Source organism: Methylobacterium sp. CM6257 (assembly GCF_054611515.1).
This window is the reverse complement of record NZ_CM137735.1, coordinates 3,280,376-3,292,639: the sequence shown is the minus strand read 5'-3', so window position 1 is coordinate 3,292,639 and position 12,264 is coordinate 3,280,376. Positions and strand designations below refer to the sequence as shown.

11 protein-coding genes are annotated in these 12,264 nt (G+C 63.3%); 10 read left to right on the top strand and 1 reads right to left on the bottom strand.

Going from position 1 to position 12,264, the window contains the following annotated elements; genetic code table 11:
* The first annotated feature begins 222 nt into the window (after window positions 1-222).
* The 5 genes from ctaD (at window position 223) to ACYCO6_RS16115 (ending at window position 6,720) form a co-directional block, all read left to right on the top strand.
* A complete protein-coding gene (gene ctaD / locus ACYCO6_RS16135) occupies window positions 223-1,836 on the top strand; it encodes a cytochrome c oxidase subunit I (protein WP_459772890.1) in 1,614 nt (537 codons plus the stop codon).
* 509 nt (window positions 1,837-2,345) lie between these two features.
* On the top strand, window positions 2,346-2,603 hold the full coding sequence (locus ACYCO6_RS16130; protein WP_459772889.1) for a hypothetical protein: 258 nt from the start codon (window positions 2,346-2,348) through the stop codon (window positions 2,601-2,603).
* A gap of 110 nt (window positions 2,604-2,713) precedes the next feature.
* The gene (locus ACYCO6_RS16125; RefSeq protein WP_459763495.1) at window positions 2,714-4,066 is read left to right on the top strand and encodes an IS701 family transposase; all 1,353 of its coding nucleotides are present in this window, start codon (window positions 2,714-2,716) and stop codon (window positions 4,064-4,066) included.
* 206 nt (window positions 4,067-4,272) lie between these two features.
* The gene (locus ACYCO6_RS16120) at window positions 4,273-4,455 is read left to right on the top strand and encodes a hypothetical protein (RefSeq protein ID WP_459772887.1); all 183 of its coding nucleotides are present in this window, start codon (window positions 4,273-4,275) and stop codon (window positions 4,453-4,455) included.
* Between the two features lie 828 nt (window positions 4,456-5,283).
* Window positions 5,284-6,720 carry a hypothetical protein gene (locus ACYCO6_RS16115; RefSeq protein ID WP_459772885.1) on the top strand — a complete coding sequence of 479 codons (1,437 nt, stop codon included), beginning with the start codon at window positions 5,284-5,286 and terminating at the stop codon, window positions 6,718-6,720.
* Between the two features lie 136 nt (window positions 6,721-6,856).
* Here ACYCO6_RS16115 and ACYCO6_RS16110 read toward each other — a convergent pair whose 3' ends face one another.
* Window positions 6,857-7,582, bottom strand: a complete 726-nt coding sequence (locus ACYCO6_RS16110) for a MarR family winged helix-turn-helix transcriptional regulator (protein WP_459772884.1) — start codon at window positions 7,580-7,582, stop codon at window positions 6,857-6,859.
* Window positions 7,583-7,772: 190 nt separating this feature from the next.
* Between ACYCO6_RS16110 and ACYCO6_RS16105 the strand changes: the two genes are divergently transcribed.
* From ACYCO6_RS16105 to ACYCO6_RS16085, 5 genes are all read left to right on the top strand, one after another.
* A complete protein-coding gene (locus ACYCO6_RS16105; protein ID WP_459772882.1) occupies window positions 7,773-8,591 on the top strand; it encodes a hypothetical protein in 819 nt (272 codons plus the stop codon).
* A 547-nt stretch (window positions 8,592-9,138) separates the two neighbouring features.
* Window positions 9,139-10,671: a DEAD/DEAH box helicase family protein gene (locus tag ACYCO6_RS16100; RefSeq protein WP_459772881.1), complete on the top strand. Its 1,533-nt coding sequence runs from the start codon at window positions 9,139-9,141 to the stop codon at window positions 10,669-10,671.
* A gap of 211 nt (window positions 10,672-10,882) precedes the next feature.
* Entirely contained in the window at window positions 10,883-11,317 is a 435-nt protein-coding gene (locus ACYCO6_RS16095) for a hypothetical protein (protein ID WP_459772879.1), read from the top strand.
* Between the two features lie 108 nt (window positions 11,318-11,425).
* Window positions 11,426-11,644 carry a hypothetical protein gene (locus ACYCO6_RS16090; protein WP_459772877.1) on the top strand — a complete coding sequence of 73 codons (219 nt, stop codon included), beginning with the start codon at window positions 11,426-11,428 and terminating at the stop codon, window positions 11,642-11,644.
* Window positions 11,645-11,880: 236 nt separating this feature from the next.
* On the top strand, window positions 11,881-12,054 hold the full coding sequence (locus tag ACYCO6_RS16085) for a DUF3606 domain-containing protein (protein WP_459772875.1): 174 nt from the start codon (window positions 11,881-11,883) through the stop codon (window positions 12,052-12,054).
* Window positions 12,055-12,264 lie beyond the last annotated feature (210 nt).

Below are 12,264 nucleotides of genomic sequence, written 5' to 3'. Positions count from 1 at the left end.
CACGGATACAGCGAAGGTGCGCTTGTAGGCATTTCGTTCAGGGTTGCAGTATTTGCATATCCGATTTGAATATTTGTACCGGCTCGGACGTGAAATCCGTTCCAAGATAGTGAGGTAAGGCGATAATGTATCTCGTGATGGGATAGCTTTGCTGTAGAGTGGCGCGGAGAGAGGGCTGAAAGCCTTCGATTTCCGGGCTTGGAATACGGGAGGGCGGCGGAAATGGCGAGTTTAGCCGGCACCGGTCACGCTGACGCGCACCAGCACAAGCCACCGTTCTTCGCCCGCTGGTTCCTGTCGACGAACCACAAGGACATCGGCACGCTCTACCTGCTCTTCGCCTTCTGCGCCGGCATCATCGGCGCGTTCCTCTCCTTCGGCATCCGGATGGAGATGGAGGCGCCCGGCCTGCAATACTTCTCGAACCCGGCCACCTATAACGTATTCGTCTCCGGCCACGGTCTCATCATGATCTTCTTCATGGTGATGCCGGCGCTGATCGGCGGCCTCGGCAACTGGTTCGTGCCGCTGATGATCGGGGCGCCCGACATGGCGTTCCCGCGCATGAACAACATCTCGTTCTGGCTGACGGTGGCGGGCTTCTGCTCGCTGCTCTGCTCGCTCTTCGTCGAGGGCGCACAAGGGGCCGGTACGGGCTGGACGATGTACCCGCCCTTGTCGTCGGCCGGTCATCCTGGCCCGGCCGTCGACTTCGCGATCTTCGCGATCCACCTTGCGGGCGCGGGCTCGATCCTCGGCGCGATCAACTTCATCACCACCATCCTGAACATGCGCGCCCCGGGCATGACGCTGCACAAGATGCCGCTCTTCGCCTGGGCTCAGCTGGTGACCGCCTTCCTGCTGCTGCTCTCGCTGCCGGTTCTGGCGGGTGCCGTCACCATGCTGCTCACCGACCGCAACTTCGGCACGACCTTCTTCGACCCGGCCGGCGGCGGTGACCCGATCCTGTGGCAGCACCTGTTCTGGTTCTTCGGCCACCCCGAAGTCTACATCATGATCCTGCCGGCCTTCGGCATCGTCTCGCACATCATCGCCACCTTCTCGCGCAAGCCGGTCTTCGGCTACCTCGCCATGGCCTACGCGATGGTGGCGATCGGCGTGGTCGGCTTCGTCGTGTGGGCCCACCACATGTACACGGTCGGCCTGTCGCTGCAGACGCAGTCCTACTTCGTGTTCGCCACGATGGTGATCGCGGTGCCGACCGGCGTGAAGATCTTCTCGTGGATCGCCACCATGTGGGGCGGCTCCATCCGCTTCACCGCCGCCATGCACTGGGCGGTGGGCTTCATCTTCCTGTTCACCGTCGGCGGCGTGACAAGCGTCGTGCTGGCGAACTCGGCCGTCGATAAGTACCTGCACGACACCTACTACGTGGTCGCGCACTTCCACTACGTGCTGTCGCTCGGCTCCGTGTTCGCCATCTTCGCCGGCGTGTACTACTGGTTCCCGAAGATGACCGGCCACGTCATCCCGGAATGGGCCGGCAAGCTGCACTTCTGGTTGGCCTTCATCGGCGCCAACGTCCTGTTCTTCCCGATGCACTTCCTCGGGCTCGCCGGCATGCCGCGCCGCTACGCCGACTACCCGGACACGTTTGCCCAGTGGCACAAGGTCTCGACCTATGGCGGCCACGTCTTCGCGCTCGGCATGTTCGTGTTCGTGATCGGCGTGGTGCTGGCCTTCCGCTCGAAGGAGCGGGCCGCGGACAACCCGTGGGGCGAAGGCGCGACCACTCTCGAGTGGACGCTGTCCTCGCCCCCGCCCTTCCACCAGTTCGAGACGCTGCCCCGCATCGTCGAAGAGCCGAGGCATTAAGGGTGTTCGGTCCCGATGTATGGCGGTACGCCTCATCACGCTTGGAGCGGTCGAACATCTACACCAACGACGGTTGCCGTAGTGAGCCTTTCGCGTCCGTTTCGTCGTTATGAGGAACGAGCAACGCGGGCGATGAACGAAGGGGCTACTCTGGTCCCAGGGATGGCAGCTGAGTCGGCGTATTTAATGAGCCAGAAATCTGGGAGATTTCGCGACCTGTCCCCATACGGATGTGGTCGAGGTGCAGCGCTCAGTGGCTCTGGACAGCGCTAGTATGCCTGGGCAGAAGCATTCGGTTACGGCAGGCGTGCCTGATGATTTGGGATCTGGCGGCCCGCTGGACGCTGCGCTTGCCGGGTACGATGCGCGGTACAATCCCCGATCCCGAGCTGACCACATCATCACGCTGCCAGAGTGGCGAAGCTCGAACGGTTCGACGGCTAGCAGCGCTGGCTCGACCGCCATGTTCCCGGTCCGTTCCAGATGTCTCGTCGGATCAAGGAGCGGACATGGCGCAGCGCGGTGTGTTCGTGAGAGCTGAGGAGGTTGCGTTCCTCGATGACGCTGCCAAGCGGCGTCGGCAGTACATCGACGTGCGGACCAGGGCCAAGCCTCAGGGCGAGCTATACAAGGCCGTTGAGCGGGCCGTTGACGCAATCGACGGGCTGTCTGAGGCCGCGACCGGCGACCGGCCGCGCTTCTATAGGCGCGATGCGACGACACCTGATTCTGATTTACCACCGACGCGGTTCCGAACCGTCGAGTAGCGCGTTGTCCTTAGCTCGACTTTGGCCAATCGGACGGGTCGTCGAGGATGTGAGGTGACGAAGCGGGTGTGACGGATAGGCTGGTGGCGTCCCCGCCAAGAGACACCGCCATGCTGGACCTGCCCACCCGCTTCGCCGGGATCATCCTGGCGTTCGCGCCGCTGTTCGTCCACCGCTCGTGGCGCCATGCTCAGCTTCTGCTGATCGGCGCGATCCTGACGCCGGGCCGCCGCACGGTGGCGAGTGTCCTGCGCATCATGGGCCGCGCGCAGGAGCGGCGGTTCGTGAACGCCCACCGCATCCTCAACCGGGCGGCGTGGTGCCCGCGCAGCGGCAGCCGCATTTTGCTCGGGTTCCTCGTCGACGCGTTCGCGCAACGCGGCCCCGTGGTCCTGGGACTGGACGACACGATTGAGCGCCGCCGCGGCAAGCGGATCGCCGCCAAGGGCATCTACCGTGATCCGGTTCGCTCCTCCGACAGCCACTTCGTCAAGGCGAGCGGGCTGCGCTGGATGAGCCTGATGTTGCTCGCCCCGATCCCCTGGGCGGGGCGCGTCTGGGCGCTGCCGTTCCTGACCGCGCTGGTGCCATCAGAGCGCGCCTGTCGCGACCGGGGCCGTCGGCACAAGCCGTTGCTCGACGTCGGACGCCAACTTGCCCTCCAGGCCCGCCGCTGGCTGCGCGCACGCGACCTCGTGGTGGTGGGCGACAGCGGCTTCTCGGCCTTGCTGTTCCTCGACGCGATGCGCCGCGCCCGCATCACGGCAATCACCCGCCTGCGGCTGGATGCTGCTCTCTACGATCCCGCCCCGCCGCGGCCACCCGGCACGATCGGGCGCCCGCGGACCAAAGGCGCTCGGCGGCCGACGCTCGCCGCGACCCTCGCGGCCAAGGACACGCGCTGGCACGCGGTCGTGGTGCCGGGCTGGTACGGGGCGGGCGAGCGCACGATCGAGATCGCCTCGGACACCGCGGTGTGGCGGCACGGCGGTCTGCCGGTCGTGCCGATCCGCTGGGTACTCATCCGCGATCCCAAGGCACGCTTCCCGCCCCAGGCCCTGCTCTGCACTGATCCGACGCGCGAGCCCACGCAGATCGTGGGGTGGTTCGTGCGGCGCTGGACCGTCGAGGTCACCTTCCAGGAAGTGCGCGCTCATCTCGGCGTCGAGACGCAGCGGCAGTGGTCCGACACGGCGATTGCCCGCACCACACCCTGCCTGCTCGCCCTGTTCTCGATCGTCACGCTGCTGGCCGCACGGCTCCCGGCCCGCCAACGGCGACGGATCGCGGCCGCCGCGTGGTACCCCAAACCGCGCCCGACCTTCGCCGATGCTCTGGCCGCCGTGCGCTGCGCGATCTGGCGCGAGCGGACTTTGGCAACATCACCGCGCCGACGCGCCCGAACAAAACCCCGCTTCCGTTTGCCCGCGCCCTGGGCCTATGCCCTCTGCCACGCCGCATGAATGGCCAAAGTCGAGCTTAGAGCCCACGGAGGCGCCTATGCACACGCCGATCCCCACACCGGACCTAGCCGCCTTCCTGGCCTTGATGGGCCTCCTCGCGGTCATTGCGACACTTGCCAACACCTGACTGTCGCCCGTTAGGCCGGTTTAGAGCGCGGAACGGAACGGACACAGATCGGATGGGCGAGCGTTGAGGGGCTGAGGCCATGCGCGTGATCTACGCCTTCCTCACAGTCCGGATGCTCCGGCTCGCCCGCTTCGACCTCGCCCGGTCTGATATCCTGCACCGGAACGGTGGTGAGGCCTTCGGGCGGTCGCAGGAGCGGGTGCGGCTGACCGAAGCTCTGGCAGTTCGGGCAGATCTGCCATCGCTGGCAGCGATGCGGTGAACCAGACCGATGCTTCAGATCACAAAAGAAAGGCTCGGCTGCGGTGTCATCCGCGGCCGAGCCTCCAGCGAGGTCGCCGGTAGCGACTGCCGGGCTGCTACCTGCGGTGGCGGAAGTGCCGATGCATGAAGCGACGTTCCGCGCGATGCATGCGGCGTATTGGGTGCCAGCGAGCGTTGACGATGCTGTCCTGGGCGCCGGTGACAGCCGCAGCTGGAGCCGGGCTGAGAGGAGCCGCCGAGGCCGGCGTAGTGAGAGCGGCGGCGCTGAACGCGGCCAGCAGAGCCGCGGTGATCATCGATGTGCGCAAGGGATGTTTCCTCTCGTGCCGCCGCCGGAGACGCTGGATTTCTCGTGGGCTGAGGCGGCAGCAGATCGTCCTCAGCCCGGCGTGGAAGTCGCGGCGCCGAACAACGGTTCCGAAGGAGTGATCACGAAACGGTCGGGCTTCATGACAAGCCTAACGAACGCCGCTCGCGCATCCGGCGAGTGGGCAAACTCCACCACGGCCCAAGGGCATTTATTGGACAACGCTTGGACGGGAGTAGCTCGCGATTGAGCTAAGTCATTGAGACGATTGGCGCACCCGACACGATTCGAACGTGTGACCTTTGCCTTCGGAGTGTACACCATAGAGTTTTACTGGCGCCCCCAGACAGCCGTGAATAATGCAATGGGGTGCGACAGTCGTTACCAAGGTGTTGTTCCGTAAGGGGAACGGCGCTCACCGCCGCTTCACCGCCCGGAACTCTTGAACCGACCGTCGCCGGACCGCGCGTCCGCCGCTTGGCACACCTTTGGCACACCTACCGCGAAGCACACGATTTCATGCCTTCCCCCCGCACCTCCGCCCGTGCGCTCCTGCGCGATCAGCAGCGCGCGACCTATGAACGCTACGGACGCCTCGACCTCGGACACGGCGTCACGCTCTATCGGCATTCCCGCTCGAAATTCGTCTACGCCGATTACCGGCTCGGCGACGAGCGCGTGCGCGAATCGACGAAAACCACCGACCTCACGATGGCGGAGACGGTCGCGGTTCGCCGCCGCAAGGCGCTCGAAACCCGGGCGAAGGCCGGACAGCCCATCGCCTTGCACGGGCCGAGCGTCGGCGACATCCTGGAGCGCTACGTCGAGGATCTCGTCCGCCGCTTCGACGGCGGGGAGGGGAAGCTCGGGCCGGAGATCTCGGTCATGCGTCGCAACTTCCTGCCGTTCTGGCAGCGGGTGCCGGTGGCGGATCTCGGTCGGCAGCAGTTCTATGCCTGGGAACGCTGGCGCCTGGAGCAGAACGGGGAGGGGGCTGCCATCGCGCCCTACCGGCGCGGAGGCCGGACGGTGTCGGTCGGACGCCGCCTCCAGCCGCCGTCCGCCACGACCCTGCGGCGGGAGAAGCAGTATTTCGTGAAGGCCCTGGCGTGGGCGAGCGACCGGCCCACGCCCCTCGTCAGCGACGAGGTCGTTCACGAACTCCGCCATCTGCCGCGTCCGCGCGAGACCAAGAAGCAGCGGGCCTCTGAGGACCGGCGCGATGCGCTTTCGCGCGAGCAGGTCACCGCTCTCATTGCGGAGTTCGATCGTATTGAGGACGCCGAACGCGCGCGCGTTCGGAAGCTGGGGGAGGGGGGTAGGCGCAAGAATTACGATCGGCGCCTGATGGCGCTGCATGTGCGGCTGCTGCTGTGCTCGGGCATGCGCCCTGGCGCCGAGATCCTCGAACTCACGTGGGACCGCATCCACCGGGTCCGCAACGAGCAGGGTGAGGACATCGTGGTGATCGACCCTTGTGGCGATGGCAAGACGGGCCCGAGGATCGTGAACTGCGACCCTGAAGCGATCGACGTGCTCGCCGACTTGCGCGCCCTTCTGGGCGAGTTCGGCTACACGACCACGGGGCGCGCGCCCCTCTGGCCCTCGCGCCGTGGCGGCGTCGTGCGGGACATGGGCACGAGCTTCAAATCGACGCTCCGGCGACTCGGGTTCCAGGCGATGACCTCCAATGAGGCCCTCTATATCTGTCGCCACACTTACCTGACCGAGCGGCTGCGGAGGGGCATCACTTCGGACATCCTGGCGATCAATTGCGGCACCTCCGTCGAGATGATCAGCCGCCACTACAACCACCTTCGGGCGGAACAGATCCGGGACGCACTCCGTCCTTTTGATGCGAGCAACCCGCTTCGTCTTAGCAGCGCTTCCAAGCTTCGGAACAACGGCCCGACTGTTACCTTCGACCCGCGCGATCAGACTATTCGCCTTCGATGAGCGCCAAGACTCGACTGGTCCGCCGATCTCTATGTAATGAATTTTAGCGACTGGGCGAAGCGCGGAGTTAAAAGTGAGAGTCGCGCCGACAAAGGAGCGCGTCCGAGGTCAATCACGATATCACTCCAAGAAAATATCACCCTTCAACGGCACCGCGCCACATGAGGACGAAATGAAACTGCTCGTGCTCATCGGGCAGGTCTACGATCACCATGCCGTCAGGCTTGGCAACGTTGTCAAGGATATAAATCTTACCTTTGTGGTCATCCACCCAATCACTGATCGCATCAATGATCGATTTCGCGGGTGCGTACGGAAAAGCCACAATGTGAGATCCAACCTTTTCATTATACTTGCGCTGTATCGAGCGCTTGCCGGTCGCGACAACCTGCGGCGAAAAGGCCTTGATGTCTATGCGCTGCGGCTTGTCGGCCCGCTCCCGTTCGAACGACGCCATATATTCACTAGCCGTGCGAACATCCAACTTTGAATGTGGATCTCGCGCTAAGATCGCAACCACTTCGCTCATGAGATCGCGCCCTTTTCGCGTTAAGAAATGAATTTTCCGACTACCGTGCCTTGGGTCCGCAATCGACTCCACTAAATCTAAACCCGGTCGCCCGTAACGATCACTCTTCCCAAGCGCCAGCAACGTTCTTTGCACCGTTGATAGGCTGAGACCGCTTTCTTTCTCAAGCCATCCGATCGTTTGAGCTTCCTTTTCTGCGACCAAGAGCAAGATGGCTATCCAGGCGGCAGGCAGATCTGTCGCACCGAGCGCGCGGCGGATCAGATCGTGGGCGCGCCGCATAGATGCGACTAGCGACACAGAGGACTGTTCGGATCGCGGCATACCGTTCATCGGGCCTCCCCGCATTGGCGTACATCATCCGCCCTGTTGACATACCATCGTTCGCCGCTTAAGAAATGGTTAACGACTCGGGCGAAGCAAGCGTCCCAGCGCCTAGATGCGCGGGAGCGATCGAACGCCCGCCTTTAACCCCTCTTTTGTGGAACCTGCGCCTGACGATCGTCGGCCAGCGCGTGATCGCATGCCCTTGAACATCCACCGATTCCATAAGCTCCTGCGCCTCGCGTGCCATTCTGGAACCGGCCCTAATGAAGCGCACAATGCTGCCGTGCTTGCGCGCAAGATCTTACTCGCAGAAGATATGGATATCGACAGTATCTCCGTAGGTCCTTTTGCAGCAAGCTCCGCGCACCTAAGATCTGAACTTGACATTGCGATTTCTCAGCTTCGCGCCTCACGGGAGCGCTGGCAGGAATCACTTCGCGAATGCGAGAAGTTGCGGAAGGAATGCGACGAACTCCGCGCGAAGAATGCTCAGCTTGAAAGAGAGAAAGAAGCATTCGCCAGTGGCATGGGCGCGCTTAACGAACACGTAGCGGCGTTGAAGGAGGAATTCGCGAACCTGCGCGACTTCTATCAGCAATCGGATAACGGGAGAGAGTACGTCTCGTTCGAGAAATTCGCCGAGATCGCAGCATCTCGTACGGGCAGGAAGGCATGGAAAGCGCCCGTAGCTTTGGCGCTTGGTCTTCCAATCCGCGAGTTGAATGCATGGTCCACAGTTCGTCTAATCCCCGTTGATTATATGGAGCAGATCGAGTCGCTTGATGACACGGCCTTTGCACCGGCTTCACGCAAGGCGTGGACCGAGAAACAGATTGATGAATTTCAAGTCGTACTAGAGGCTACCGATGACGATTTCCAGGCCGCGTTGGAACTGACGCGTGTTTGGCGGCAGCCGGTTTACGAGACATCGGTGACTCGTCAGAGACGGCGTCTGCAAAGAGAATGCCGACGGGCGCCCGGTGACTTTAGACAAAATTTCACAAGCAGGGTCTGATCTGCCTTGCTTGGATATTCCTGGGTATCATCTTGCCAGTAGGCCCCGCTGAATCGGCAGGGATCGCTCGTCCAACATGAACAATGCCGTCCTCCGCATGCCTAATCGCGCCTGCGGCGCGTCGGGAACAAGAACGAGATCTCGACGACGGGCGGGGTTCCGAGGTCGAGGGCGCCGAGCAGATAAAAGGAGATGCCCCGCCTGGGAAGGAGACCGACCTCTCTAGCCCTAGCCGCGAGCGCAGACCGGTCGGGGCGCCAGCCCCGGTCGAGGCGCGCGTGGCGGCTTGAGATCCTGTTGCGGCGCAAGCTGCGCCGCAACGGGATCGATCCTCTCACGATGGATCACTTGTTCGACAGGGCGGGGCCGCGCCCCGCCGCTGTGCCCGGCGTCTTCTGCGGGCGCGGGCATCCGCCCGCACCCGAAGATCAACGCCGGTCGGCTGGCGGAGATGTGGTTCGTCGAGGAAGTCGGGATTTCTTTTAATTGGCTCTTCCGGTGGCTTCCAAGGTAATTTCAATCCACAATCTCATCCAAGTTCTTAAGAATGCACCGGACGGAATTTCACTCGACGAACCTGAACGAAACTGCGGGCTCTATTACAGCCTATCTGCTCGCCAGCCCACCCGGCGGAGGCAAAACGGAGACGATCATCGACGAGATGGCAACCATGCCCGCCGTCTACCTATACGTGCTCCCTCGGATCGGACTGATTGAGGAACAGGAGGCGTGGCTCCGGGCGAAGGCGGCTGCCGGGAGTCGATCGCCGACGATCGTGGTGATCCACTCCCGTATGCGCGGTGTGAAGCGCAAGGTCGTCACCTGTCTGCGGGACGCGATCAACGGGGCTGTCGATCCTCATACCGTGATCATCACCACGCACGCGGCGGCGATGGCTCTGGACCCGAGCGAGTTCGAGGGTCTGCATGTACGTTGGGACGAGCTTCCCGAGGGGGCAACGCCCTCCGGGAGCATCGGGCTCGGAACCTCGTGGCCCGCACTTGCGGAGCGCTACATCCTCCCCCCCGGCGACGAGCCCGGATGGTTCAGGGTGATGCCGCGTCCAGGCGCGGAGCCGCTCAGCTTGGGCCAGATCCGCGGCGATGTTGCCAACAAGCTCGTCGAGTTCCACCGCCTTGTTGCCTCCGGCGGCCGGGTCGTCGAGGTCAACATCGCTGATTGGGCGAATGCGGGTGTCGCCGGGGCGCCTCCCGTGCGGTGGCGCTCGATTTGGTCCCTGGTCGCACTTCGCCATGCCGCCTCCCTCAAGGTGGCTGCGGCCGGATACCCCGGGAGCCTCGCCGACCATGCCGTCCGGCGAGCGGGCGGCCTGCGCGTTGAGCCCGTCCGTGTGGGCAGGCCGCGCACCGGCCAGCCGCAGATCAAGATCTACTGGTATACCCCGCATCCCGGCTCGACGGGATGGTGGCGGACGGACACGGGGAAGCGCTGCATCGTCGCCATTTCAAGGCACTTGGAGGCCATGCAGTTTACGGGCTACTGGGCGTCGAACGGCGACATCGAGGACTTTTTCTACGGTCGCCTCGACGGAGCCGACCAGTGCAGCCCGAAAATGGCGGGGAGCAACAGCCTGCGCCACCACGAGGCCTGCGCGATGATCTACTCGGCCAAAATGACCCCCGACGACGAGTCTATCGTCCAGGCATTCAGACTCGACCGTGATGATATCCGCACCGCCCGCGAGGGCGAGGACGTGTTCCAGTTTGTTTGCCGCGGCGCGATTCGGGACCCGGGCTACTCGGGCCGCTACGACGTGTACGTCTACGACTTAGGGCAGGCCGAACACCTTCGCGCTCGGTTGCTCGACAGTGGCTACGAGGACGTGATCCTCGTGGCGGTTCCTGAGGCCGGGATCATGGAGATCAATCGCCCGCAGAAGGTCCGCCGCGTTGAGAAGAGCGTTTCCAACTGCACCGTCGAGACGGCGACCGAGCGCCGGGAACGCGAGCGGATCGTGGAGCTTGAGCGCGGGCGGCGACGGCGCGCTCAGGCGAAGGCTATCAAAATTACCGAAGGGGTTTACCGCTCACGCGGGCGGCCGCAGAATTTGCGGGCGTGAGCGCCTGTCCCGCGAGAGTTTCAGCAGGATGATCCCGCAGGACCATCTGGGGCTAGGCGACCCAGACGGTTATCTCGGCCATCACGGTTTCACCCGACACGAATTTCGGAAATGAAGCGGGTCACAGATCAATTTCGACTTTTCAATCCCGCTACTGGTATAAGATTAAGACCGACCCGATCAGCGGGCCCGGATATTTCATGAAAGTAACTTGCAGATGAAGGCCAAATTTTGGAAGCGGAAGTGCGATATTTTTTGCGGCATTACGATCACGCCCAATGGGGATGAGCGCGCGCTCGTCCGTAACAAGCCTCTTTACACAAGTGTCGAGGTGCCTGTTGAGTGGAAAGGTGAGCAGGCAACTATGCACTTTTTCGGCGGCTGGGGTCAGGAACTCAACCCGATTGGGACCCGACTGCTAGATCACCCGCGCCTTTCCATCTATGGGAACGTTCACATCATTACTCACATCGAGCACCGCTATAAGATGCAGGTTAGGGGTACGCACGCCGAAGTGATGTACGGGATCGAAAACCTTCTGCTCGACACTCCGCCGCTCATCTTCGATGCCACTTTGCGGGTGCCGAAGCAGGATATCTATGCCGCCACGGTAAACGATCTCTTCGCGATCCGGATGTGCCTCTGAGCGGACCGCGGCGGTGATCGTCTCCTGATCCTGAGGGGCGATCATCGCCGCACGCACGCGCTGCACGGTCGAGGCCCCTATATGGGTATCGGTAGCCAGGAGGCCGCCATGAGTGGGTTGCGGGACGACGAGCCGCTCGACCGGATCGAGGGCGAGATCGAGGCGGGCGAGGCCCGCCGGGCCGAGTGGACCGGGCTGATCGAGCAGTTGGAGCGGGACGGGCGGGACAGCGCGGACGCCCGCTGCGCCCTGCGCGGGATTGACGACGTGCTCGCCGCGCTGCGCTGTCGTCGCGACTACCTCCGGACGATGCGGGCGCAGTCGTGACGGAAAATTCTTTCGTGGGTGAGAGCGGCGAGGCGACCCAGAAGGCCTACAAGATCGACTGGTCGAAGTCCGCGTCGTTTTGCGGCGCGCGCGACGGGTCCTCTGGATCATCAGCGGCTCAGGTCCGCAACTCGTCGTGTCGCCCGAGCACCCCAGCTTCCCAGCAACCTATGTTGACCACCAGCGGTTGGGCGTGTGAGGTCCGGAGCAACCGGACGGTTCAGATAAGAGGCTAAATGCCGACGAAAAAGCCGCGTACCAAGACCCACTTCAACATCTACGATCGTGTCGAGCGCGCTCAGTTAGCCCATCGTCTTGGCGTTACTGAGGACCGCCTGCGCAAAGCCGTCACCATGGTGGGCTCACGCGTTTCTACCGTGACCGACTACCTCCGACATCCCGTATCATGAGTGACACAGCCGGTTTCGCAAGCCTCGGGGCGGGCGGCACGAACGAACGTCTGCCCCTGGCCATGCACGAGATCGGCGTGTTCGTGGAGTGCCATCGGCAAGGCCGAGGACCTCACCAAGCGCCTGCCGGGTGCCGCGGAACCTGAGTCAGAGGACTTTGGCTGTCAGTGCCAACATGCCCTGAACCCGTAGGGTTCGGACTGGAAGTGC